At 64.9% G+C, this 25192-nt stretch carries 21 protein-coding genes and 1 pseudogene; 12 read left to right on the plus strand and 10 right to left on the minus strand.

From position 1 onward, the window contains the following. Positions 1-3: 3 nt before the first annotated feature. The 5 genes from HAP40_RS11935 to HAP40_RS11955 all read left to right on the plus strand — a co-directional run bounded on the left by HAP40_RS11935 (position 4) and on the right by HAP40_RS11955 (position 6906). Positions 4-2706 carry a nitrate reductase gene (locus tag HAP40_RS11935; RefSeq protein WP_166817615.1) on the plus strand — a complete coding sequence of 901 codons (2703 nt, stop codon included), beginning with the start codon at positions 4-6 and terminating at the stop codon, positions 2704-2706. Between the two features lie 140 nt (positions 2707-2846). After that, positions 2847-3749, plus strand: a complete 903-nt coding sequence (locus tag HAP40_RS11940; protein ID WP_166819539.1) for an SMP-30/gluconolactonase/LRE family protein — start codon at positions 2847-2849, stop codon at positions 3747-3749. 45 nt (positions 3750-3794) lie between these two features. Continuing rightward, positions 3795-4634, plus strand: a complete 840-nt coding sequence (locus HAP40_RS11945) for an aldo/keto reductase (protein WP_166817614.1) — start codon at positions 3795-3797, stop codon at positions 4632-4634. Between the two features lie 187 nt (positions 4635-4821). Then, positions 4822-5766: a DMT family transporter gene (locus HAP40_RS11950; RefSeq protein WP_166819538.1), complete on the plus strand. Its 945-nt coding sequence runs from the start codon at positions 4822-4824 to the stop codon at positions 5764-5766. 60 nt (positions 5767-5826) lie between these two features. Next, positions 5827-6906 (plus strand): zinc-binding dehydrogenase, encoded by a 1080-nt coding sequence (locus HAP40_RS11955; RefSeq protein WP_166817613.1) that lies wholly within the window; start codon positions 5827-5829, stop codon positions 6904-6906. A gap of 119 nt (positions 6907-7025) precedes the next feature. Here the strand turns inward: HAP40_RS11955 and ppk2 are convergent, their stop codons facing one another. Both ppk2 and HAP40_RS11965 read right to left on the minus strand, forming a co-directional pair. Beyond that, positions 7026-7946 (minus strand): polyphosphate kinase 2, encoded by a 921-nt coding sequence (gene ppk2, locus HAP40_RS11960; protein WP_166817612.1) that lies wholly within the window; start codon positions 7944-7946, stop codon positions 7026-7028. 95 nt (positions 7947-8041) lie between these two features. Beyond that, positions 8042-8503: an Lrp/AsnC family transcriptional regulator gene (locus tag HAP40_RS11965; RefSeq protein ID WP_166817611.1), complete on the minus strand. Its 462-nt coding sequence runs from the start codon at positions 8501-8503 to the stop codon at positions 8042-8044. A gap of 132 nt (positions 8504-8635) precedes the next feature. On the opposite strand from HAP40_RS11965, the gene HAP40_RS11970 reads away from it, so the two are divergent. Together HAP40_RS11970 and HAP40_RS11975 are read left to right on the plus strand one after the other, a co-directional pair. After that, positions 8636-10999, plus strand: coding sequence for a transketolase (locus tag HAP40_RS11970; RefSeq protein WP_166817610.1), 2364 nt, complete (start codon positions 8636-8638; stop codon positions 10997-10999). A gap of 304 nt (positions 11000-11303) precedes the next feature. Beyond that, on the plus strand, positions 11304-12734 hold the full coding sequence (locus HAP40_RS11975) for an aldehyde dehydrogenase family protein (protein WP_166817609.1): 1431 nt from the start codon (positions 11304-11306) through the stop codon (positions 12732-12734). Between the two features lie 271 nt (positions 12735-13005). On the opposite strand, the gene HAP40_RS11980 is transcribed toward HAP40_RS11975, so the two are convergent. After that, positions 13006-13974: an SMP-30/gluconolactonase/LRE family protein gene (locus tag HAP40_RS11980; RefSeq protein ID WP_166817608.1), complete on the minus strand. Its 969-nt coding sequence runs from the start codon at positions 13972-13974 to the stop codon at positions 13006-13008. Between the two features lie 91 nt (positions 13975-14065). Between HAP40_RS11980 and HAP40_RS11985 the strand changes: the two genes are divergently transcribed. Continuing rightward, positions 14066-14890: an NAD-dependent epimerase/dehydratase family protein gene (locus tag HAP40_RS11985; RefSeq protein WP_166817607.1), complete on the plus strand. Its 825-nt coding sequence runs from the start codon at positions 14066-14068 to the stop codon at positions 14888-14890. 51 nt (positions 14891-14941) lie between these two features. Here the strand turns inward: HAP40_RS11985 and HAP40_RS11990 are convergent, their stop codons facing one another. Both HAP40_RS11990 and HAP40_RS11995 read right to left on the minus strand, forming a co-directional pair. Beyond that, positions 14942-15772, minus strand: coding sequence for a potassium channel family protein (locus HAP40_RS11990; RefSeq protein ID WP_208024785.1), 831 nt, complete (start codon positions 15770-15772; stop codon positions 14942-14944). A 25-nt stretch (positions 15773-15797) separates the two neighbouring features. Continuing rightward, positions 15798-16703 carry a transglutaminase family protein gene (locus HAP40_RS11995; RefSeq protein WP_166817606.1) on the minus strand — a complete coding sequence of 302 codons (906 nt, stop codon included), beginning with the start codon at positions 16701-16703 and terminating at the stop codon, positions 15798-15800. Between the two features lie 195 nt (positions 16704-16898). Between HAP40_RS11995 and HAP40_RS12000 the strand changes: the two genes are divergently transcribed. Together HAP40_RS12000 and HAP40_RS12005 are read left to right on the plus strand one after the other, a co-directional pair. Continuing rightward, positions 16899-17162, plus strand: a complete 264-nt coding sequence (locus HAP40_RS12000) for a GlsB/YeaQ/YmgE family stress response membrane protein (RefSeq protein WP_166819536.1) — start codon at positions 16899-16901, stop codon at positions 17160-17162. 9 nt (positions 17163-17171) lie between these two features. Beyond that, a complete protein-coding gene (locus tag HAP40_RS12005; RefSeq protein ID WP_166817605.1) occupies positions 17172-17600 on the plus strand; it encodes a hypothetical protein in 429 nt (142 codons plus the stop codon). A 45-nt stretch (positions 17601-17645) separates the two neighbouring features. Here HAP40_RS12005 and HAP40_RS12010 read toward each other — a convergent pair whose 3' ends face one another. Both HAP40_RS12010 and HAP40_RS12015 read right to left on the minus strand, forming a co-directional pair. Continuing rightward, entirely contained in the window at positions 17646-18572 is a 927-nt protein-coding gene (locus tag HAP40_RS12010) for a hypothetical protein (RefSeq protein WP_166817604.1), read from the minus strand. A 222-nt stretch (positions 18573-18794) separates the two neighbouring features. After that, a complete protein-coding gene (locus HAP40_RS12015; protein WP_166817603.1) occupies positions 18795-19472 on the minus strand; it encodes a GntR family transcriptional regulator in 678 nt (225 codons plus the stop codon). Between the two features lie 175 nt (positions 19473-19647). Here HAP40_RS12015 and HAP40_RS12020 point away from each other — a divergent pair, with 175 nt between their 5' ends. Beyond that, positions 19648-21366, plus strand: coding sequence for an IlvD/Edd family dehydratase (locus tag HAP40_RS12020; protein ID WP_166817602.1), 1719 nt, complete (start codon positions 19648-19650; stop codon positions 21364-21366). 77 nt (positions 21367-21443) lie between these two features. On the opposite strand, the gene HAP40_RS12025 is transcribed toward HAP40_RS12020, so the two are convergent. Beyond that, a complete protein-coding gene (locus tag HAP40_RS12025; RefSeq protein WP_166817601.1) occupies positions 21444-22019 on the minus strand; it encodes a histidine phosphatase family protein in 576 nt (191 codons plus the stop codon). Then, positions 22016-22810, minus strand: a complete 795-nt coding sequence (locus HAP40_RS12030) for an enoyl-CoA hydratase/isomerase family protein (protein ID WP_166817600.1) — start codon at positions 22808-22810, stop codon at positions 22016-22018. Before HAP40_RS12030 ends, HAP40_RS12025 begins: the two co-directional genes overlap by 4 nt. Positions 22811-23036: 226 nt before the next feature. On the opposite strand from HAP40_RS12030, the gene HAP40_RS12035 reads away from it, so the two are divergent. Continuing rightward, the gene (locus HAP40_RS12035; RefSeq protein ID WP_166817599.1) at positions 23037-24257 is read left to right on the plus strand and encodes an NAD(P)/FAD-dependent oxidoreductase; all 1221 of its coding nucleotides are present in this window, start codon (positions 23037-23039) and stop codon (positions 24255-24257) included. Here HAP40_RS12035 and rbsK read toward each other — a convergent pair. After that, positions 24258-25174, minus strand: a pseudogene (rbsK, locus tag HAP40_RS12040) (ribokinase). Between the last annotated feature and the right edge of the window lie 18 nt (positions 25175-25192).

Genomic DNA, 25192 nt, shown 5'->3' on the forward strand with positions numbered 1-25192 from the left:
GATATGACGGCGATCGACCCTACGCTCCGCGCCACCAAGACGACCTGTCCCTATTGCGGCGTCGGCTGCGGCGTGCTGGCGACACCCGACGGCAAGGGTGGCGCGGCGATCGCCGGCGACCCCGATCATCCCGCCAATTTCGGCCGGCTGTGCTCCAAGGGCTCTGCGCTCGGCGAGACCGTCGGACTGGAAGGCCGTTTGCTGTATCCGATGATCCGCTGCAAGGGCGTGCTGGAGCGCGTCGCCTGGAGCGATGCGCTGGACCACGTCGCCCATCGCATGCAGCACATCGTGGCACGCGACGGCGCCGACGCCGTGGCCTTCTATCTCTCCGGCCAGCTGCTGACCGAGGATTATTACGTCGCCAACAAGCTGATGAAGGGCTTTGTCGGCACCGCCAATGTCGACACCAATTCGCGGCTCTGCATGTCGTCCTCGGTCGCCGGCCACCGCCGCGCCTTCGGCGCCGACACCGTGCCCGGCTGCTACGACGATCTCGACCAGGCCGATCTGCTCGTCTTCGTCGGCTCGAATGCGGCCTGGTGCCACCCCGTATTGTTCCAGCGCATGCTGAAGAACCGTGGGGAGCGCGGCGCACGCATGATCGTGATCGATCCGCGCCGCACCGACACCGCCGATGACGTCGATCTGTTCCTCGGGCTCAAGCCCGGGACCGATACCGCGCTGTTCTCCGGCCTGCTCGTCCATCTCGCCGACAATGGCGCGCTGGACCAGGCCTATATCGCGCAGAACACGTCGGGTTTCGACGACGCGCTGGCACGCGCGCGCAACATCGCCGGCAGCGCCAGCGCGACCGCGCTGGCCACGGGCCTCTCGGAGCAGAATGTCGCCACTTTCTTCAAGATGTTCCGCGATACGTCGCGGGTCGTCACGCTCTATTCGCAGGGAGTCAACCAGTCGGCGCAGGGCACCGACAAGGTCAACGCGATCCTGAACTGCCATCTCGCCACCGGGCGCATCGGCAAGCCCGGCGCCTCGCCGTTCTCGCTCACCGGCCAGCCCAACGCCATGGGCGGCCGCGAGGTCGGCGGCCTCGCCAATATGCTCGCCGCCCATATGGGTTTCACGCCGCCCGACATCGATCGTGTCAGGCGGTTCTGGAAGGCGCCGCGCATCGCCACCCATGAGGGGTTGAAGGCGGTGCAATTGTTCGAGGCCATCAACCGCGGCGAGGTCAAGGCGCTCTGGGTGATGGGCACCAACCCGGCGGTGTCGCTGCCCGATGCCGATTTCGTGCGCGAGGCGCTGAAGAAGCTCGAGCTGTTCGTGGTGTCCGAGAACGTGCTGTCCAACGACACGGTGGAGGCGGGGCCGCATGTGCTGCTGCCGGCGCTGGCCTGGGGCGAGAAGTCGGGCACGGTGACCAATTCCGAACGGCGCATCTCGCGCCAGCGTTCGTTCCTGCCGGCGCCGGGCGAGGCCCGCCCCGACTGGTGGATCCTGAGCGAGACCGCAAAGCGCCTCGGCTTCGGCGACAGCTTCAACTACAAATCCGCGGCGGACATTTTCCGCGAGCATGCATCGCTCTCGGCATTCGAGAACGACGGCAGCCGCGACTTCGACATCGGCGCGATGACCTCGCTGTCTGACGAAGCGTTCGACGCGTTGAAGCCGGTGCAGTGGCCGGTGCGGGAAGGCGCGGCGCCGGGCGCGCGCTTCTTCGCGAATGGCGGCTTCTTCACCAATGACGGCAAGGGCCGCTTCGTCGCGCCGGAGGTGCCGGCGTTGCGCGGCGAGACCGGGGCATCGCGTCCCCTCAGGCTCAACACCGGACGCATCCGCGACCAATGGCACACCATGACGCGCACCGGCCTCAGCCAGCGGCTGGGCGCGCATCTGCCCGAACCGTTCGTCGAGATCCATCCCGATGATGCCAGCAAGTACGGCATCGTTCACGACGGCTACGCCCGCATCACTACCGATTACGGCCAGTGCATCCTGAAGGTCGTCGTGAGCGACCGCCAGCAGCGCGGCGCGCTGTTCGTGCCGATCCACTGGAGCGCGATGAATGCCTCGCATGGCCGCGTCGGTGCGCTGGTGCAGTCGTTCACCGATCCGTTCTCGGGGCAGCCCGAGGCCAAGGCGACGCCGGCCGCGATCGCGCCTTACGAATATGTCTTCCGCGGTTTTGCCCTGTCGCGCAAGCAGCTCGATCTGCCGCCGAACCTGTTGTGGACCCGCGTCACGGTCGCCGGCGGCTTCGGCTATCTCTTTGCCGACAACGGCGATCTGTCGCGTTGGCCGGCTTGGCTCGACGGCGTTGCCGGCGAGGACGTCGCCGAATATCGCGATTTCGGCGGCGGCATCTATCGTGCGGCTTCGTTCGCGGGCGATCGCATCGAGGCCTGCCTGTTCGTTGGCCCAGGGCATGATGCCGGCGATTGGGAAGTGGTCAGAAGCGCCTTCGCGGCCGATCACGTCACCGACGAGCAGCGCCGCATGCTGCTGTCGGGCAAGTCGATCGAGGGTGCAGCCTCGACCGGGCCCATCGTGTGCGCCTGCTTCGGCGTCGGTCGCGGCACCATCTGCGATACCATCGCGGCAGGCGCGCATACCGCGGCCGAGATCGGTGCCAAGCTCAAGGCCGGCACCAATTGCGGCTCCTGCATCCCCGAGCTGAAGCGCCTGATCGCGACGACGGACGTGCCGGTGACGCAGGCCAAGGTCGCGAGCGTGGTGGGGTAAGAACTCTCTTCGCCGGGACGACGACCGCATGTGTGGCGTGGCGAATGCCACCCGACACAGCCATGCCGCCCGTGCCAATCGACGCGCCGACGATTGTGGCCTATGGTGCCGCGCTCTCCCCCCAAACAACCATAACAATGATGTACCTGGAAACGCCTCCGCGCCTGATCGAAACCAAGGTCTTCTCCACCATGCCCGACAAGTTCCGCCGCAAGGGCGTGCGGACGGATTGGGCCGACGCCAACCGGCCGGGCATTGCCACCGACAGCTTCATCGAGGGGCCGTCCTTCGACAAGGACGGCAATCTCTACATCGTCGACATTCCTTTCGGCCGCATCTTCCGCATTGCGCCTGCTGGCGAGTGGTCGCAGGTCATCGAATATGAGGGTTGGCCGAACGGGCTGAAGATCGCCCCCGACGGCCGCATCCTGGTCGCCGATTACATGCACGGCATCATGGAGCTCGACGCCGAAGCCGGCCGCATCAAGCCGATCCTGACTGCGCGCAATTCGGAATCGTTTCGCGGCTGCAACGATCTGCATCTCGCTTCCAGCGGCGACATCTATTTCACCGATCAGGGCCAGACCGGCCTGCATGATCCGAGTGGCCGGGTCTATCGCTTGGCATCGAACGGCCGCCTCGATTGCCTGATCGATACCGGCATCAGCCCGAACGGCCTGGTGCTCGACCCGACCGAGACCGTGCTGTTCGTCGCCATGACGCGCGACAATGCGGTGTGGCGGCTGCCTTTCATGAAGGACGGCAGCGTGTCGAAGGTCGGACGCTTCTGCTCGTTGTTCGGCACCAGCGGCCCCGACGGCATGACCATGGATGCCAAAGGCCGCCTCTTCGTCGGCCACGCCTCGCTCGGCCATGTCTTCGTGTTCGCGCCGAACGGCGAACTGATCGCGCGGATCAAGTCGTGCGCGGGACCGAATTGCACCAATGTCGCGATCGGTGGCGAAAACAAGGATCGCCTCTATATCACGGATTCGTCGACCGGCAGCGTGCTGGTGGCCGACATCAGCGGACTGAACTCTTGAGCTTGATGACGGTTGCCTGAACAAAATAGACGTAGCGGAGCAGAGATGAACAAAAATCCGTTCGGCAGGTCCGGCGCCAACGTTTCCGTCATCGGGCAGGGCACCTGGTATCTCGATCACGGCGATCGCAAGCGCGCGATCGCCGCGCTTCAGCGCGGGCTCGACCTCGGCATGACTCACATCGACACCGCCGAGATGTACGGCGATGCCGAGCTCGTCATTGCCGATGCCATCGCGGACCGGCGCGACGAGGTATTCCTCGTTTCAAAAGTGTTGCCGAGCAACGCCTCGCGCCGCGGCACGATCACGGCTTGCGAGCGTTCGCTGAAGCGGCTGAAGACCGATCGCCTCGACTGCTACCTTCTGCACTGGCGCGGCTCCTGTCCGCTGGAAGACACCGTCGCCGCGTTCGAGGACCTGGTGAAATCCGGCAAGATCAAGTCCTGGGGTGTCTCCAATTTCGATGCCGACGATCTCGACGATATTATCGGCGTCGCGGGCGATGGTCGCATCGCCTGCAATCAGGTGCTCTATCATCTCAAGGAGCGCGCAATCGAGCATGCAGTGATCCCCTGGTGCGAGCGTCATGGTGTCGCCGTGGTCGCCTATTCGCCGTTCGGCCATGACGATTTCCCGGATGCGCGTAGCCAGGGCGGCGCCGTCCTCGGGCGCATCGCGGAGGCCCGTCGCGTGACGCCGCGCCAGGTCGCGCTGAGCTTCCTTACCCGTGCAACTACGGTGTTCGCGATCCCGAAGGCATCGTCGGCGGAACACGCCGCCGAGAATGCGGCGGCGGGCGATGTCGTGCTGACAAAAGACGAGATTTCGGCGCTCAATGCGGCGTTTCCGCGCGGGCCCAAGCCGCGCAGCCTACCCATGCTCTAGAGCGCAAACGCCTATTATTAATGGAGTATTGACGCGCGCGGCGGCTCGCGCATATCGGCATCCTGTTTTCGGAAGTTGTGAAAGCGGCGCAATTGTCGTTTTTTACGATCGTTCTCGATTCGCATTTTCCCGGGTTCCAGCCGTGACACCGCCGCCCGCCGCAGCCGCAAGGCTCGACAGTATTCCCATGCCCGCCGTGCCGGAGAAGAAGCAGGAGGCTCGCCGCGCGCCTGCGCGCGTCGATCATCCCTTCAAGGGCATCGCGCTTGTGTTGCTGTCGACGATCTTCCTCGGTTGCTCCGACGTCACTTCGAAATATCTGTCGTCGAGCCTGCCGTCGATCGAGATCACCTGGATCCGCATGGCCACCTTCGCGCTGATGTTCACGCCGGTGATGCTGCCCGGCTCGCCGCTGCATGCGATGCGGACCGAACGTCTCGGCCTTCAGTTGATGCGCGGCACGGCGCTGCTCGGCTCTTCGCTGTTCTTCATCACGGGCTTGAGCTTTCTCCCCATTGCGGAAGCCTCCGCAACCGGCTTCGTCTCGCCGCTGTTTGTCACGGCGCTCTCGATCATCTTTCTGAGCGAGAAGGTCGGCATGCGCCGCTGGATCGCGACCGCAATCGGCCTGATCGGTGTGATCATCATCATTCGTCCCGGCTCGAGCGCGTTTCACGTTGCCGCGTTCTTTCCGATCGTCTCTGCGTTCTGCTGGGCTGCGGCGTTGATCATGACGCGCATGATGAGCGGTCGTGAAGCCGTGGTTACCACGATGGCTTACTCCGCGCTCACGGGCTTCGCGATTATGAGCCTGATGGTGCCGTTCGTCTGGGTGACGCCGAGCTGGAGCTCGATCGGGTTCGGCATCCTGATCGGTGTTGCCTCGACCGTCGGGCAGTGGATCGTCGTGCTCGCCTATCGCTACGGCGATGCCTCGGTGCTGGCGCCGTTCTCCTACACGCAGTTGCTGTGGGTCAGCATTCTCGGTTTCTTCATCTTCGGCGAGCTGCCGGATATCTGGACCATCACGGGCGCCGCCTTCATCGTCGCCAGCGGTCTCTACATCGCCCACCGCGAGCGGGTGCGCCGCGCCCAGCTGCTGGTGCTGGAAGAGCGTTCCCCGAACCCCTGACGCAAGTTCGCGCGTCCCGCCTCGTGCTATCAATGGCTCCGACACCAAGGGGAGGGCCGGATGCGCGCTGCGATTTTCAGGAACGGTGAGATCATCGTCGACCGGATGGCGGAGCCGACGCCGGGCCCCGGTCAGGTGCTGGTCAAGACGCTCGCCTGCGGCATCTGCGGCTCCGATCTGCACGCGCGCCAGCATGCCCACCGCATGGTGGAGATGGCGCGCAAGAGCGGGCGCACGCCGATGGATCTGTCGCGCGACGTCGTGTTCGGCCATGAGTTCTGCTGCGAGGTCGTCGACTATGGTCCCGGCACCGAACGCAGGCTCAAGCCCGGGACGCATGTCTGCTCGCTGCCCGCGTTGCTGACGCCGGAGGGTATCAAGGGCATCGGCTATTCCAATGATTTCGTCGGCGGCTATGCCGAGCAGATGATCTTGAGCGAGCCGCTGCTGCTCGAAGTGCCGAATGGTCTTGCGCCGGAACACGCCGCCCTGACCGAGCCGCTCGCCGTCGGCGTTCACGCGGTCGCCAAGGCAAACATCAGTGGCGGCGAGGTGCCGCTCGTGATCGGCTGCGGCCCGGTCGGGCTCGCGGTGATCGCGGCGCTGAAGCTCAAGGGGCTGCATCCGATCGTCGCCGCCGACTATTCGCCGGCACGGCGCGCGCTCGCGGCCAGGCTCGGCGCCGACATTGTCGTCGATCCCAGGGTGTCGCAGCCCTATGCGACCTGGGCCGAGCACGCGCAGATGTCGGACGCCGAGAAGGCGGCGCGGCCGCCGTTCCAGGCCATGCTCCCGGCGCTGAAGCCCGCGATCATCTTCGAATGTGTCGGCGTGCCCGGCCTGCTGCAGCAGGTGTTCGAAGGCGCACCGCGTGACGCGCGCATCGTGGTGGTCGGCGTCTGCATGGAGACCGACAAAAGCGAGCCGATGCTCGGCATCATGAAGGAGCTCAACGTCCAATACGTGCTGGGCTACACGCCGGACGAATTCGCAGGCTCACTGCGCCTGATCGCGGAAGGGCAGGTGGATGCGGCTGCGATGGTGACGGCCGAAGTGGGCATCGACGGTGTCGCAAAGGCGTTCGCCGATCTTGCCAATCCTGAAACCCACACCAAGATCATCGTGCAGCCGTGGCGGTGATTTTCGCTTCGTACCTTCGTAGGGTGGGCAAAGGCGCGTAGCGCCGTGCCCACCATGCGTCCGCGTTCGCGGTGAGAATGGTGGGCACGCTACGCTTTGCCCACCCTACGAGACCTCGCTCAATACTTCGCCGGCACGTACATCTCCGGCGGAACCGGGCCGCGCTGATAGTCGGGGTTGCGGACGCGCGGCGGCAGCATCACCGGCGCGCGAACGACCTCTTCGTACGGGATCTGGGTCAGCAGATGCGCGATGCAGTTGAGTCGGGCGCGCTTCTTGTCGACGGCATCGACGATCCACCACGGTGAGTCCGGCAGGTGGGTGTGCTCAAGCATCGTCTCCTTGGCCTTTGTGTACGCCTCCCAGCGGCTGCGCGCCTCGACGTCCATCGGGCTCAGCTTCCACTGCTTGAGCGGATCCTTGATGCGCATGGTGAAGCGGAACTGCTGCTCGTCGTCGGTGATCGAGAACCAGTATTTGACCAGGATGATGCCGGAGCGGATCAGCATCCGCTCGAACTCGGGCACCGTCTTGAAGAACTCCTGGTACTCCTCCTCCGAGCAGAAGCCCATCACGCGCTCGACGCCGGCGCGGTTGTACCAGCTGCGGTCGAACAGCACGATCTCGCCGCCGGCCGGCAGGTGCGCGACGTAACGCTGGAAGTACCATTGCGTGCGCTCGCGCTCGCTCGGGGCCGGCAGCGCGGCGACGCGGCAGATGCGGGGATTGAGGCGCTGGGTGATGCGCTTGATGACGCCGCCCTTGCCGGCGGAATCGCGGCCCTCGAACAACACCACCACCTTCCTGCGCTCGCTCTGCACCCAGTCCTGGAGCTTGACCAGCTCGCCCTGAAGCCGGAGCAGCTCGCGGAAATAGAGCCTGCGATCGACCGTCGGGCCCGGCGTGTCGGTCTCGTCCAGGAGCTCGTCGAGCCTGGTGTCATCGAGCTCCATCTCCAGCTCCTCGTCGAGGTCGTCGGCCATTTCCTGGATCATGCGCTCGCGCTTGGCGGTTTGGGAGGTGCGGTCGGGTGCGGTCATGGGCTTCTTCTCTCGGCTGGGGTGCCAGTGTTACCAACGACCATCGGCGGGCTTTGTTGCGTCCATGTGACAGCCCGCGACCCCGCCGAAGCAGGTCACACCGGCAGCGCGATCGAGTACTTCACCTGGCTCAGCGCAAAGCTGGATTCGATCGAGGCGATGCCGTCGAGCCGCGTCAGCTTGGTCTTGAGGAAAGTTTCGTAGGAGGCGAGGTCGGCCGCGACGACGCGGAGCAGGTAGTCGCGGTTACCGGTCATCAGATAGCACTCCAGCACCTCGTCCCATTTCGAGATCGCGCGCGCGAAGCGGTTGAGGTCCTCCTCCTTCTGCCGCGCCAGCTTGATCGAGATGAACACGCTGACATGCAGCCCCAGTGCCTTCTGGTCGACGGTGGCGATGTAGCGCGAGATGACGCCGCGCTCCTCCAGAAGCTTGACCCGGCGATGGCAGGGTGAGACCGACAGTCCGACCTTGTCGGCGAGCTCCTGCATGGTCATGCGGCTGTCGGTCTGGAGGTGGCTGAGGATCTTCCGGTCGATGGCGTCGAGGCTGGGCATTGGGATGGAACCTGCATTATTGCGAGCATGTTGGTAAACTATCCCAATCATCACGGGGATGTTGCAAGAAATTGAGATATCTGGCGCCTTCCGCAGGCGTATGATCGACGGATCAGATTCCGGAGCAGCCCCATGCCCGTCGATTCCGTCCGTCTGGACACATTGACCGCCCTCAGCCGCAAGGCGTTGTGGCTGTCGTCCTGGACCATCCACCATGCCAACCACGTCCGCCCGAGCGCGGACGGCCTCAAGGTCGGCGGCCATCAGGCATCGTCCGCTTCGCTCGCCACCATCATGTCGGCGCTGTATTTCCACGTGCTGAGACCGGAGGATCGCGTCGCGGTGAAGCCGCATGCGAGCCCGGTGTTTCACGCCATCCAGTATCTGTTCGGCCGACAGAGCCGCGAGAAGCTGGAGAATTTTCGCGGCTTCAAGGGCGCGCAATCCTATCCTTCGCGCACCAAGGACGTCGACGACGTCGATTTCTCCACCGGCTCGGTCGGCCTCGGCGTCGCGCAGACGCTGTTCGCCTCGGTGGTGCAGGACTACGTCAAGGCGCATGGCTGGATGAAGGATCGCCGCGAAGGGCGGATGATCGCCCTGGTCGGCGATGCCGAAATGGACGAGGGCAACATCTTCGAAGCCCTCGCGGAAGGCTGGAAGCACGGCCTGCGCAACACCTGGTGGGTAGTCGACTACAACCGCCAGTCGCTCGACGCCGTCGTGCGCGAAGGGCTCTGGGAAAAGTTCGAGACCATGTTCCGCAATTTCGGCTGGGACGTCGTCATCGTGAAATACGGCCGCCTGATGCGCGAGGCATTTGCGGAAGCGGGCGGCGAGGCGCTCAAGACCTGGATCGACAATTGCCCGAACGCGCTCTACGCCGCGCTGTGCTTCCAGGGCGGCGCGGCCTTTCGCAAACATCTTCACGACGAGATCGGCGATCAGGGCCCGATCACCAAGCTGATCGACAAGCGCAGCGACGACGAGCTCCTCGCGCTGATGTCGAATCTCGGCGGCCACGACATGGCGAGCATGCTGGAGGCCTTCGAATCCATCGATCACGATCGCCCGGTCTGCTTCATCGCCTACACCATCAAGGGCGTCGGCTTGCCGTTCCAGGGCCACAAGGACAACCACGCTGGCCTGATGACGGTCGCGCAAATGGAGAAGTATCGCGACAGCCAGAACATCCGCCCCGGCCACGAATGGGACAAGTTCGAAGGGCTGACCCAGGATCCCTCCGAGCTGGACGCCTTTCTCGCGCGTGTGCCGTTCAACCGGGACGGCCGCCGCCTGAGCGCGCCGGTCGTCGAGGTGCCGCTGCAGCTTGCGTTCAAGCCGTCGCCGCAGATGTCGACCCAGCAGGGCTTTGGCCTCGTGCTGAATGAGATCGCGCGCAGCGACAGCGAGCTGGCAAAGCGCATCGTCACGACCTCGCCCGACGTCACCGTCTCCACCAATCTCGGTCCCTGGGTGAACCGTCGCGGCCTGTTTGCACATGCAGCGAAGGCAGATTTATTCCGCAGCGAGAAAATTCCATCCACCTACAATTGGGATGCCTCGCCAAAAGGGCAGCATCTCGAGCTCGGCATTGCCGAGATGAACCTGTTCATCATGCTCTCGGCGCTCGGCCTGTCGCACCAGATCAACGGCGAGCGGCTGTTGCCCGTCGGCACGCTCTACGATCCCTTCATCGAGCGCGGCCTCGATGCGCTGAACTATGCCTGCTACCAGGATGCGCGCTTCATGGTGGCGGCAACGCCGTCGGGCATCACGCTCGCGCCGGAGGGCGGCGCGCACCAGTCGATCGCGACGCCGTTGATCGGCATGGCGCAGGATGGGCTTGCCTCGTTCGAGCCGGCCTTCGTCGACGAGCTCGCCGTGATCATGGCTTTCGGCTTCGAGCACATGCAGCGCGACCCCGGGGAGGGCGGCTCGGTCTATTTGCGCCTCTCCACGCGCAGCATCGAACAGGCGCAGCGGATCATGACCCCGGAGCTGAGGCAGGGCATCACCGACGGCGCCTATTGGCTGCGCAAGCCGGGCCCGAATGCCGAGGTCGTGATCGCTTATACCGGTGCCGTCGCACCGGAAGCGATCGAAGCGACCGGCTTCATCGGCGAGAGCCGCCGCGACATCGGCTTGCTCGCGATCACCTCGGCCGACCGCCTGCATGCGGGGTGGACCGCCGCGCGGAAATTGCGGCGCGATCGCCGCGGCGTGCAGCATCTCAGCCACATCGAGAAACTGCTGGCGCCGTTGCCGCGCGACTGCGGCATCGTGACCGTGATCGACGGCCATCCCTCCGCGCTCGGCTGGCTCGGCAGCGTCCGCGGCCACCGCGTCGAGGCGCTCGGGGTCGAGCAGTTCGGCCAGACCGGCACGATCGCTGACCTGTACCGGCACTACGGCATCGACGCCAACGCCATCATCGATGCGGCCGAAAGCCTCACCACCGGCGCGCCGGTGCTGCATCGGAAGATGGCGGTGTAGTCGCGGTAACCGCCGCGTGCGCCCCGGCTCTGCGGCACACCGCTGAAAATGCGCTGCGCTGCGTTCCGGGGCACGTGAGCGCGTTTGGACTCGTTATAATCTTGTGCCCCGGACGCGGCGCGGCATGAAATGGCGCGACGCTGAGCCGGGGCCCATGGCCGCTTGCCTCGCCTCAAATCGCGTCCCATATTCCGCGCGTCCGCCGCAACGCTGGCCCCGCATATGGCGGGTTCAACTGCCGGCGCTTTCGTGCAAGGATGCCTGCCGAAACGCCCCCCTCCAAGCCCCCAAGAAGAGGTTACCGATGGTCAATCGCATGCAATTCTACATCGACGGCGCCTGGGTCGATCCCGCCGTCAAGAAGTCCACCGCCGTGGTCAATCCGGCGACGGAAGAGGCGATGTACGAGGTTGCGCTGGGCTCCAAGGCCGACGTGGACAAGGCGGTTGCCGCCGCCAAACGTGCCTTTACGACCTTCTCGCAGACCAGCCGCGACGAGCGCGTCGCGCTGCTCACGAAAGTCATCGAGGTCTACAAGGGCCGCCTCAAGGAGATCGGCGCTGCCGTCTCCGACGAGATGGGCGCGCCGCTGCCGATGGCCGAAAAGCTCCAGGCCGGCGCCGGTCTTGGCCATCTCATGACCACGCTCGACGTGCTCAAGAACTATCATTTCGAGGAGCCGGTCGGCACCGCCATGGTGCTGCGCGAGCCGATCGGCGTGGTCGGCATGATCACGCCCTGGAACTGGCCACTGAACCAGATCGCCTGCAAGGTCGCGCCCGCGCTCGCCGCCGGCTGCACCATGATCCTGAAGCCGTCGGAGTTTACCCCGACCTCGGCGCTGATCTTCGCGGAAATCCTCCACGAAGCCGGCGTGCCGAAGGGCGTGTTCAACCTCGTCAACGGTCTCGGCCCCGAGGTCGGCGCCGCCATGAGCGAGCATCCCGACATCGACATGATTTCCTTCACCGGCTCCACCCGCGCCGGCATCGACGTTGCCAAGCGCGCCGCGCCGACCGTGAAGCGCGTCAGCCAGGAGCTCGGCGGCAAGTCGCCGAACGTCATCCTCGAAGGCGCCGACCTCACGAAGGCGGTGACAGGCGGCGTGATGCACATGTTCAACAACTCCGGCCAGTCCTGCAACGCGCCCTCGCGCATGATCGTGCCGGCCACGAAGATGAAGGAAGTCGCTGCCATCGCGAAGGCGGTCGCCGACAAGACCAAGGCCGGTGATCCCCGCGGCGAAGGCACCACGATCGGTCCCGTGGTCAACCGCGGCCAGTGGGACAAGATCCAGGCACTGATCAAGAAGGGCATCGATGAGGGCGCAACGCTCGTCGCCGGCGGCCCGGGCCTTCCCGAAGGCGTCAACAAGGGCTTCTATGTCCGTCCGACCATCTTCGCCGACGTCACCCCCGAGATGACGATCGCCCGTGAAGAGATCTTCGGGCCGGTGCTCACCATCATCGGCGCCAAGGACGAAACCGATGCCGTGCAGATCGCCAACGACACGCCCTATGGTCTTGCGGGCTACGTCACGGGCGCTTCGGTCGAGGACGCCAAGCGCGTCGGCCGGCAGATACGCGCTGGCAACGTCAACCTCCAGGGCGTGCCCAACGACCGCACCGCGCCGTTCGGCGGCTACAAGCAGTCCGGCAACGGCCGCGAGTGGGGCAAGTACGGCCTCGAGGATTTCCTCGAAGTGAAGGCGGTTGCCGGCTTCAACGCGGCGTAAGCTTTAGCGATTGAACGAACATCACGCCGGAGCGGGCAACCGCTCCGGCGCTTTTTGTTTTGCTCGTCATTGCGAGCGAAGCGGAGCAATCCAGAGTCCCTCCACGGCGACAGTCTGGATTGCTTCGTCGCTTCGCTCCTCGCAATGACGGAGGGGGATTTCGTAGGGTGGGCGAAGGAGCGAAGCGACGTGCCCACCATTGCGCGACGAACAAGAAGTGGTGGGCATTGTTCGCTTTGCCCACCCTACGGGACCGTCGCTTGCGGAGGGACTATCCTCCCAGCGCCCCCTGCGTGTTCACATACAGCGCGTAGATCGATTGGCTCGCAGCCATGAACAGGCGGTTGCGCTTGACGCCGCCGAAGCAGAGATTGGCGCAGCGCTCGGGCAGGGCGATGCGGCCGATCATGACGCCGTCGGGCGCGAACACGACGACGCCGTCGAGCTCGGGATCGCCCATGCCCCAGCCGCACCACAGATTGCCGTCGATGTCGCAGCGCATGCCGTCTGGCGTGCCCGGGCCTGCGTCGATGTGGACGCGCTTGTTGGAGATCGCGGTACCGTCCGCCGAGACGTCATAGGCGAGGATCTTGCGGTTCGGCACCCCGCGCGATTCCACGACATAGAGGATCTTTTCGTCAGGCGAGAAGCAAAGCCCGTTCGGCCCCAGCACGCCTTCGGCGACGATGGTCGCCTTGCCGGTCGCGGGATCGAGCCGGTAGACGTTGGGCTCGATCTCGGGCTCTGCGGTGTAGCCCTCGTAATTGCCGAGCAGGCCGAAGGTCGGATCGGTGAACCAGATCGAGCCGTCCGATTTAACAACGACATCGTTCGGTGAGTTCAATCGCTTGCCGTTGAATTGATCCATCAGCACGGTGATGCTGCCGTCATATTCGGTGCGTACCACGCGGCGGCCGCCATGCTCGCAGGTGACGAGCCGGCCCTGGCGATCCCTGGTGTTGCCGTTGGCGAAATTGGAAGGCTTGCGGAACACGCTGACCGCCCCGGTTTCCTCCTCCCACTTGACGATGCGCTGGTTCGGGATGTCGCTGCACAGGAGATAGCGTCCGTCACCGAACCACACCGGGCCTTCCGCCCAGCGCAGGCCGGTCGCCAGCCGCTCCACCGCCGAAAGCTTCAGCCAGTATTTTTCGAAGCGGGGATCGAGTGCCTTTATCGCGGGATCGGGGTAATAGGTCGCCGGCCGCCAGCCTTGGTTACGGGACGATGCATCGTTCATGTGCGCTTCTCGTTGTTGCGTTCCCTCTGTCCAAGTCTGCTAGCATCAGATATCTAGCACCGCAAATCGGTCACCACAGGCGAGGGACGACATGCCGCGTATTTTGATGACGGGAGCTTCGGGCGGAATCGGCACGAGCCTGCGAAAACTGCTGCCGCCGATCTACCCCGATCTCCTGCTCTCCGACATCAAGCCGCCGGCCGATCTCGGCGCGAACGAAAAATTCAAGGCGGCGGACCTCGCCGATCTCGCGCAATGCGAGGCGATCTGCGAGGGCGTCGACGGTATCATCCATTTCGGCGGCTATTCGGTCGAAGGCACCTGGGATCAGATCCTCCAGGCCAACATCATCGGCGGCTACAATCTGTTCGAGGCCGCGTACCGCAAGGGCGTCAAGCGCGTGGTGTTCGCCTCTTCGAACCACGCCGTCGGCTTCTATCCGCGCCACCACAAGATCGGCACCGACGTCACCCCGCGTCCCGACGGTCGCTACGGCGTCAGCAAGGTGTTCGGCGAGGCCGTCGGCGCGCTTTACGCCGACAAGCATGGGCTGAAGGTGACGTGCCTGCGCATCGGCAATTTCGGCGACATGCCCCTCGACCAGCGCCGGCTCTCGATCTGGCTCAAGCCCGACGACCTCGTGCAGCTCTGCCGCATCGGGCTCGAACATCCCGACATCCATTTCGAGGTCTTCTACGGCGCCTCGCACAACGAGCGCGCCTGGTGGGACAACCACCGCGCCTACGAGTTCGGCTATCGCCCCTCGGGGCGCGCCGAGGATTTCCGCGAGCACGCGATGGCCGAGCAGGCCAAGCTGAAGCCGGATCCGGTCGGCGACTATTATCAGGGCGGCACGTTCTGCAGCATGGAGTTCGACGCCGACCCGGGCCGCATCATCGATTGGAAGAAGCGATAGGGCGTGACGGCCCCTCGCTCCGGTTGCGGCTGAGGGAAGCCCATCGCGGCCCTAGTCCAATCCCTCGTCGGGAATGTTCAATATCGTCCCGCAGGCCTTGCAATGCACCGCGTCGACGTCATGGCGCTGAAGGGCGCAGACCGGGCAGGGAAAGCGCACCTTGGAAGGTGCGAGCAGCGCCTTGGCGAGGTTCAGGAACAGGGTTACGCCGAAGATCATGATGACGACGGTGATCAGGCGTCCGGCTGTCCCGGGCAAGGTGATGTCGCCGAACCCGGTCGTGGTCAGCGCGGTGACCGTGAAGTAGAGCGCATCCGCGTAGTTGGCGATCTGTTGATTGTGGGACCTCTGGGTCTCGTAGACGACACCTGTCATCACGAAGATGAATACGCCGAGGTTCGCGACGGCAAAGACGACTTCCTCGTTTCGCTGAAAGAAGGCGCTGTCGACTCTTAGCCGCGCCACCATCTGGTAGTCGCTCAACAGCCGCAACGTGCGAAACGCGCGCAGGAACCCGCCGGCCTCTCCGGCGAGGGGCGCAAGGAACGAAATGATGACGACGATGTCGGTCCAGGTCGACAGCCGCATGAGCTCACGCAGCGGCTGACGGCTGATGATCATCCGTGCGGAGAAGTCCGCAAGGATGAGAATGCCGAACACGACGTCGAGCGCCTCGATGGCCCTGGTCCGCGGCAGGAACGAGGTTGCGATGATAAAGAGAACCGTGACGACATCGAGCGCGAGCAGGGCGTATCGAAATCTGATGCAGCCGAACGTGTCGCCTTCGTAAAGCTGCCTGATCCTGCCCTTCAGAATCTCGAACGGGACGGCAGCGGCGTCGAGCGGCCCATAACCCCTTGTGTTGTTGCGATGAGACACCATGGTCAGCGACCGCCAGGCCTGCGCCCTATGCCTCCGAAGGATCGAGCATTTCGCCGATCTTGTTGACGGAGACGTTGATTGACATGCCCTGGTAATCGCCGGGATCGCCGAACCACGAGCCGGCCAGCGGCACGGCTTGGCCCGGATGCCGTGCAATGGCCACCGGGATGAGGTCGAAGCCGGCGCTCAGGCTGTTGGTGGGATCGTAATCCAGCCAGCCGGCGCCGGGCAGAAACACCTGCACCCAGGCGTGGGTCGCACCGGAGCCGGTCATGCCCACGGCGCCGCCGTCGAGCGCCGCATCGTAGAGATAGCCGCTGACGAAGCGGGCGGCAAAGCCGAGGCGGCGCAACGTCTCGATCATCAGCCAGGCGAAGTCCCGGCAGGTGCCTGACTTCGTGCGCAGCGTTTCACCCGGAGACTGGGTGCCTTCCGCATCCCTCCCGCGATAGCTGAACTCGCTGCGAAACATGTCGAGCATCCGGCGCAGGACGTCCCCGGTCCGATCCTGATCGCCGGCAACGAAGCTCTTGGTCCACGCCGCATGGCTGCCGTCTGCATCGTCGGTATGCGGACGCAGGTAACCGGCAAGGTCGGTCCACTCATCCGGCGTATACTGCACTGGGACTTCCTCGGCCCGATGCTCCAGCGGAAACGCCTCGAGACCCTTGATGCCGAAATAGATGCCACGGACCTTGAACGTGAATGTCAGCTCGCTGCCGGGTTCGCTGAACTCCATCACCGTCACGGCGTTGGAGCGGGAGTCGGTAACCCAATGCACCGTTGATGGCAGGCTGGTCGATGCGGACCAGCGAAGCAGCCGGATCGAGGCGCCCCGCCGCGGCAAGAACATGGCGCGGTGCGTGCCGAACGTCACCGCCTTCGCATAGCGGTAGGTCGTCGTGTGGGTGATCTCGCCGATGATCGCCATGCACTGATCCGCTTCGCGTTGCGGAGCCCCTTGAGCGCCTTTCCGCACAGGAACAGCAGACTTCAGCTTTCGGTCTGACCGCTTCTTCCCATTGATCTAGATCAACGTTGCCTCGGGGATTGACTGGCTCTTCAAACGATCACGCATGCATTCTTTGAGATGTTGATGGCGAATTGACCGAATGGAGCGATGGAAATGGGCATCCTTTGGACGATTATCATCGGATTTATCGTTGGAGTGGTCGCGAAGTTCATCATGCCTGGCGACAAATCCGAGCCCCAGGGGTTCATTCTAACGACGATTCTGGGAATCGTCGGTGCGTTCGTTGCGAGCTGGCTCGGTCAAGCCGTGGGATGGTATCGGTTCGGGGAGGGCGCCGGCTTCATTGGAAGCGTGGTCGGCGCGATCATCCTGCTATTTCTGTACGGGCTTGTCATGGGGCGTCAGGGCCGCGCCTGATCGATCCGCATGGTCTGGTCGCCCAAGTTGATCAAGCTGCCAGCCGTCGCGATGCTCGCGGTGAGCATGTCAGGGCCGACGCGTGCCGCAACGCTCAGCGATGCCGAAGCGACATTTCTCGACCAGCTCGTCACCGCATCCGTCGTGCTGGAGCAGCGATGCGACGGTTACGAGGTCGATGGTAGCGGCGGCGTTCAACTCGGCGCCCGGCTTCTCGGCAGCCCCGAGGCCGCGATGGCCATGATCGACGCCTATGCTGCGGCCATCAAGGCCCGTGACGGCGAGAGCTACGATCCCGGCAAATTCCGCCCCGAGGTGTCCGACGCGGCCAGCAAGACGTTCAGGCGCGTCCGGGCGGACTTGATCAAGAACCCGACAAAGGCCTGCGCTGGCTACGGCGATGCCGGCGTGGATCGCGGTCTGCTGCGACGGTATTGAACGGTCTTTGTGCGCCCGGCGCCGCGCGAAACGCGTCGGCCGACATCAGCCGCTGGCAATGTCCCGACTTATCTTTTGCAGTCGCGCAAACGCAGCCCACGCTTTTGGATAGTCGGCGTCCTTCGAATCGATCGTGAGCAATGCGCGGCATGCCTCGTTGATCTCTTCCGGCGAAGGACGCAGCGAGCTGTCGGCCGATGACACCGCCTTCTTCCAGCGGTCCTCGACGTCCTTCGCCAGGGCCAGTGCTTCGGACGGGGGTCGTTTCCTGGTTGATCGCGCCAACGTGTGATCCGGAGGGAATGTGGGCCACGCGGCCGGCGGCCGATCGGCTTGCCACTCGGTCTCCTTGGCAGCCCCTCGGTTCGCGGGTGGATTTGGCTGTCCATTTGCAGCGTCAGGGGGAACGGTCTTGGCGGCGAGCTCGCGGACCTGCTGCTCTATCGTGCCGCCGGACGACGATCCGCCCGCCGAAGCTGCAGGCTTCGTCAGGGCGGGGGCAACCGACGTCTGCACGTCGGGGGCGGCCTTTTGAACGGTTTTGACGACCGCCGCCACGCCGGGCGACACACCCGGCCGCTGCTGCGCGACCTTGTCCTCCTCGGTGGGACAGGGTCTATAGCCCGAACGCTGATGCGTGATCCGTCCGTCGTCGTCGATGCGGGCAAAATCAATGGCCACGGCGTAGACGAATGCGACATCGATGAACTGGCCGGACTTGTCCCTCGCTTTGACGCCGCCGCAAACATACCTCGCCGCGCCGGCCTCGACTGAATGCAATGTACTGAATTTGGCCGAGTCCGGATCGATCAGCGCATGCTTGACGGCTGCGCGCGCCTTCAGATGTTCCGAGGAGAACATGCTGATCAGGGCGTCCGGGTTGATGAAATCGGGCTGGTAGTACCACGCATACTCCGCCGCGAAGAATGCTGCGCCGAAGGCCATTGCGATCAGGAAACCAGGTACATTCATGGGACCGTTCCGGGAAGTGGAACCCGGCATGGTTGTTATGTGTTTCAGAGACCATTTGAAATAGAGTTATCTAACAACCCGTTAATCGGTTGCGTTATTGGTCTTCATCTACCAGAGGATTATATTGGATGAGTTTCGCCGGGTTCCGTCCCCACGCGTGGCTCATTCTTCTCCGCATCGGCCGTTGCAGGGCCGGCGGGCCAACCGGTGCATGCGCCAGCATTAGCTGTCGCCAGCAATCCTTGCCAGATAATCCGACTTGCTGACCTGCATGTGATCCACGCACAGCTGCGCCAGCGCCCAGCTGTCGCGGCCTCTCAGCAGCTCGATCATCATCTCGTGCTGGCGCCGCGACTGCGCGAGGCCGTCACGGTCGGCGAGGTTTTTCGCACGCATTGGCAGCGTCAGGTTCATGTAGTCCTGGAGCGAGCGGACCAGATAGGGATTGCCGCAGGCCGAGAACAGCGCGAGGTGGAAGGCGTCGTTGGCTTCGTGGATGCCGCCCAGATCCTGCGCGTCGGCCCTCGCGCAATATTGCCGTTGCAGCGCAGCGAGTTGGTCGATCAGGTCTTGTGGCGCGGGCAGGGAAATCATCAAGGCTGCCTGCCGGGTCAGCATCTCCCTGACCTCGTAGATCTGCCGGACCTCGTCCGCGGAGTAGAGCCGTACGGTGGCGCCAACGTTCTTCTCGCGGCGGACGATGCCGCGCCGCTCCGCATCCACCAGCGCCTGGCGCACGAAGTGGCGCGAGGTGCCGTAGCGCGACATCAGCGCGTCTTCGGTCAGGCGCGCGCCCGGCGCGAGACGGCCGAAGATGATATCCTCCTCCAGGCGAGCGACCACCTCGTCCGGATCCTCGCGCCGGACCGGCATGCTGTCTGCGATGTGAATGTCGGACATGCCCTCGGCCCTCCGGCGCCCGGCCGGTTCGCTCTGTGGAGCAGGGCCGGTGCAAATTGTCAATAATCTGCCGCGAATGCTCTCCTCGCTGCCCGCGTATCGGAGCTGTGCGGCCAATCTTATTGACAATCCGACCCCACGCGGTACCACAAGGCAACTTCGAAGGAGTGGCATGATGACGAGTGGATTGCGCAAGGGTCTGACGAGCTATGGCGATGCCGGCTTCTCGCTGTTCCTGCGCAAGGCGTTCATCAAGGCCATGGGCTACTCCGATGACGCGCTGGAGCGCCCGATCGTCGGCATCACCAACACCTATAGCGACTACAACCCCTGCCACGGCAACGTCCCGCAGATCATCGAGGCCGCCAAGCGCGGCGTGATGCTGTCCGGCGCGATGCCGTTCGTGTTCCCGACCATCTCGATTGCCGAGAGCTTTGCGCATCCGACCTCGATGTATCTGCGCAATTTGATGGCGATGGACACCGAGGAGATGATCCGCGCCCAGCCGATGGATGCGGTGATCGTGATCGGCGGCTGCGACAAGACTCTTCCCGCGCAGGTGATGGCCGCGATCAGCGCCGATCTGCCCACGGTCGTCATTCCGGTCGGCCCCATGGTGGTCGGCCATCACAAGGGCGAGGTGCTGGGCGCCTGCACCGACTGCCGCCGTCTCTGGGCGAAATATCGCGCCGGCGATATGGACGATGCCGAGATCGAAGCGGTGAACGGCCGTCTCGCGCCGTCGGTCGGCACCTGCATGGTGATGGGCACGGCCTCGACCATGGCCTGCATGATCGAGGCCATGGGCCTGTCGCTGCCGATGAGCGCGACGATCCCCGCGCCCCACGCCGAGCGTTTCCGCCTCGCCGAGGCGAGCGGCAAGGTGGCCGCCGAGATGGCCAAGACGAAGGGGCCGAAGCCGAGCGACGTGTTGACGCCGGCCTCCTTCAAGAATGCGCAGGTCGTGCTCCAGGCGATCGGCGGCTCGACCAACGGCCTGATCCATCTCACGGCAATGGCGCATCGCTCGCCGCATCGGCTCGATCTCGAAGTGTTCGACCAGATCGGCCGCGAGGTGCCGGTGCTGGTCGATCTCAAGCCGTCCGGCGAGCACTACATGGAGCATTTCCACCACGCCGGCGGCGTGCCGAAATTGCTGGCGCAGCTTGGCGATCTCGTCGATCTGGACGCCAGGACGATCACGGGCCAGACGCTGCGCGAGATCGCAGCGAATGCGGAGGACGTGCCCGGTCAGGATGCGATCCGACCGCGCACCAATCCGATCAAGAAGGAGGGCGGCCTCGCCGTCCTGCACGGCAATCTCGCCCCGCGCGGCGCGGTCATCAAGCAGTCCGCCGCGAGCCCAAAGTTATTGCAGCACACCGGGCGCGCCGTCGTGTTTGAATCCGTCGAGGACATGACCTTGCGGGTCGACGACCCCGATCTCGACGTGAACTCCGACGACGTGCTGGTGCTGCGCAATGCCGGCCCGAAGGGGGCGCCGGGGATGCCCGAGGCGGGTTATCTTCCGATCCCGAAGAAGCTCGCGCGCGGCGGCACCAAGGACATGGTGCGCATTTCGGACGCACGCATGAGCGGCACCGCCTTCGGCACCATCGTCCTGCACATCACGCCGGAATCCGCGGTCGGCGGGCCGCTGGCGCTGGTGAAGAACGGCGACATGATCCGCTTGGACGTGGCCAAGCGCAGCATCGAGCTGCTGGTCGATGCGGCCGAGCTGGAACGCCGACGCGCCGCGCTGAAGCCGGCCGCTGCACCCGAGGAGGCGCGGCGCGGTTATGCCTGGCTGTTCAACGAGACCATCATGCAGGCCGACGAGGGCTGCGATTTCGATTTCATGCAGAGGACTGGCAAGACGACTGAGAAAGGTTGATCGACCATTCGATCGAGCGCGCAGATCGGCTGCTTCAAGTTGCCGGCGGGCACAGACTGTATCTGTCCCAAGTGGTCTTAAGTGACGAGTTGCTCGACGTGCCACTGCGCGTCTTTGCAGACGTAGCGGAACGGCGTGCCATGGCTGTTCTTGAAATAGCTGCCGCACAGCGCGTTCGCCATGGCCTGCATCACCGCGTCGTGGCAGACGAACAGGATGTCGTCGTCAGGATGACGGTCGAGCCACGTGGAGACGGAAGCCAGCGCCCGCTCGGTCATGGCGTCCCAGTTCTCGCCGTCGGTCGGCAGGATCGACACGAGGCCCGTCGCTGATTTGACGTCGTGCCTGATCATGAGGTCGCGGACGGGGAGGCCTTCAAAACTGCCGAAATCGAACTCGATGATGCCGGCATCGATCGTCAGCGGCACTGAGATTGCCTCCGCGATGATCTCGGCCGTCTTCAGCGCGCGCACCAATGGGCTTGCGACGATGCGGCTGATGCCGACGCCGCGCAGCGTGCTTGCGGCATCGTGCGCCTGCCGCAGGCCGTCCTCGTTCAGCGGGTTGTCCGTGCGGCCCTGGAACAGCCCCTGGCGATTCCAGTCGGTTGCGCCGTGACGAAGGCCGTAGAACGTGCGCGTGGGCCTCGTCACTTCGACTTGCTCGTGAATTTCTTAACGGCGGCGCGGAACGCCTCCGTGTTCATCGCCATGATGATCTTGTGCTCCTCGGCATCGAGCTGCTGCTTCACCGGCGTGGTGGCGGCCTGGTAGACCAGCGACTTGGTGCCGGCGATCGCCGCCGGGGGATTTTGCGCGAGGCGCTCCGCGAGTTGTCGCGTCGCTGCCTTCAGCTCAGCGGCGGGAACGGTCCTGGCGACCAGGCCCCATTCGTAGGCCTGCTGCGCGGTAAAATTGTCCTCGGCGAGAAAGATCTGCAGCGCCCGGCGCGAGCCGACCGTGCCGACGATGCCGACCGTGGAGCCGCCGTCAGGCGACACCCCGATCTTGGCATAGGCCGGCGTGAACTTGGCATCGTCGGCGGCAATGCAGAGGTCGGTGACGAAGGCGAGCCCCATGCCGGCGCCGGCGGCGGAGCCATGCACGCTCGACAGCGAGATCTTCGGCATGTGGCGGATGATCTCGATGAAGGCGTGATAGTGCTTCAGCAGTTCGCCGACCACGGGCGTCACCGTGCCCGCCTCGGCAGCGGCCCCGATCGTCTGAAGATCGCCGCCGGCCGAGAAGGCGCGGCCTTCGCCTTCGAGCACCACGACCTTGATGTCGTCCGCACCTTCGAGATAGGCCGCGAGCTGTTCGAGCTTCTGCGCGATCGCGAGGTTGATCGAGTTGAACGCGGCAGGGCGGTTGAGCGTGATGGTTGCAATCGGGCCGTCGATCCGCAGCAGGGCGGGATCGTCGGGCTGGGATACGGGAGCTGGCATTTCGAAAATCCCCGGCAAGAGGTTTGCTGCTGCAACTAAATCGCAGAAGGCGAGGGGTGACAATCCCCGGCCGCCCTTGCGCTGGGCCGAACGATAGGCTCAAATGGGTCCGCCTTCGCCAAGGAACGGACACGAGCGCCGGCTCCTCCAAAGGCCAGCAAACCAAAATCAGCGAGAGAGGAGACGACATGGGTCACGCTCGTGTCTCCGAAAGTGGGCTGCTCCAATGACTGGCGGTCCGGTGATCATTGTCGGTGCCGGCCATGGCGGCTACCAGGTTGCGGCATCCCTGCGCCAGGCGGGTTTTTCCGAGCGCATCTGTCTGATCAATGACGAGGCGCATCTGCCCTATCAACGGCCGCCGCTGTCGAAGGCCTACATCAAGGGTTCGGCCGGGCCGGAGAGCCTGATGTTCCGCCCCGAGAAGTTCTACCACGACCAGACCATTGAGCTGATCGCCGGCCGCGCCGTCTCGATCGACCGCGCGGGACGCAAAGTCCTGCTCGCATCCGGCGAGACGCTGCCTTACGGCCACCTCGTGCTGGCGACGGGCGCGCGCAACCGCCTGCTCGATCTGCCCAACGCCAACCTGCCCGACGTGAAATATTTGCGCATCCTCGACGACAGCGAGGCGCTGCGACGGATCATGCCCGGGAAAAAACGTGCGGTGATCATCGGCGCCGGCTTCATCGGCCTCGAATTCGCCTCGACCGCGCGGATCAAGGGCCTCGAGGTCGACGTGCTCGAGCTCGCCCCGCGCGTGATGGCGCGTGCGGTGACTGCTGAGGTCTCGGAGTATTTTCAAGAACGCCATCGCGAGGCCGGCATCCGCATCCATCTCGGGGTGCAGGCCACCTCGATCGAGGCCGAGGGCGGCAAGGTCACGGGTGTCAGTCTCAGCGACGGACGGCATCTGCCCGCCGACCTCGTCGTGGTCGGCGTCGGCGTGCTGCCGAACAGCGAGCTTGCCGCGGACGCCGGCCTGCCGGTCGCCGCCGGCATCATCGTCGACGAATTTCTGTCCACCACCGATCCCGACATCTCCGCGATCGGGGATTGCGCGCTGTTCGCAAGCCCGCGCTTCGGCGGCTCGCAGCGGCTGGAATCGGTGCAGAACGCCACCGATCACGCCCGCTGCCTCGCGGCGCGGCTGACCGGCGACAGGAAGCCCTACGACAGCCATCCCTGGTTCTGGAGCGACCAGGGCGAGGACAAGCTGCAGATCGCAGGCCTCACCACGGGCTATGACCGCGTCGTGATGCGCGGCGATCCCGCCAAGAGGGCATTCTCGGTGTTCTGCTACAAGGGCGACAAACTGCTCGGCATCGAGTCGATCAACCGCGCCGGCGACCACATGTTCGGCCGCCGCCTGCAGGCGATGGACCGTTCGATCACGGCCGAGCAGGCCGCTGACGAAAGCTTCGACCTGAAGAGTGCGCTGGCGTGATCAGCCGCTCTTGAGGACGGCCGTCACTTCCGCAGCCGTCGGCATCGACGGCCCCGCGCCCATGCGCTGCACGCTGATGGAGGCGGCGGCGTTGGCGAAGGTGAGGGCGGCGCGCAAGGCCGCGCCCCCGGCCAATTGGGCTGCGAGCGCGCCGACGAAGCAATCGCCGGCGCCGGTGGTGTCGACCGCCTTCACCGCACGCCCCTGCACCGCAATCTCCTCGCGCCCAGCCAGCGCCAGCACGCCGCGCTTGCCGAGCGTGACGCAGATGGTCTGGTCCTGACGCGCCTGGAGCTTTCGCGCGACGTCGATGATCCGCGCGCCTTCGTCGCGGTCGGAGACCTCGGTGCCGGCGAGAAAGCCGAGCTCGGTCTCGTTCAGCACGAGGATGTCGACCAGCGCGAGCAATTCGCCGGACATGTTCTGCGCCGGCGCGGGGTTGAGCAGCGTCGTCGCTCCGGCCGCACGCGCGCGCTGAAAGAAGGCGGCAATGGTCGGCAGCGGAATCTCGAACTGGCTGACGGCGACGTCGCCCCTTACGAGCGGCACGCCGCCGGCATCATCCGCGGTGACCCGCGCGTTGGCACCGGGAATGACGACGATGGTGTTGTCGGCCTCGGCGACCGTGATGATGGCAGTGCCGGTGTGCGCCTCCGCCGTCTCCTCGACATAGCCGAGATCGATGCCCTGATCGCCCAGGAACGTCCTCAGCTCGGCCCGAACGAATCCCTGCCCAGCCGCCCGATCAGCGTGGTCGCAGCACCGAGCCGCGCCGCGGCGACGGCCTGGTTGGCGCCCTTGCCGCCCGGGAAATACAGCACCTGCGTGCCCGCCACGGTCTCGCCGACGCGCGGATGGCGATCGGCCGTCGCCACCACATCCATGTTGATGCTGCCGGCAACGAAGACGCGCCCCATGACAGACCCTGCCGAACG

The sequence above is a fragment of the Bradyrhizobium sp. 1(2017) genome (assembly GCF_011602485.2).
Taxonomy (GTDB): Bacteria; Pseudomonadota; Alphaproteobacteria; order Rhizobiales; family Xanthobacteraceae; genus Bradyrhizobium.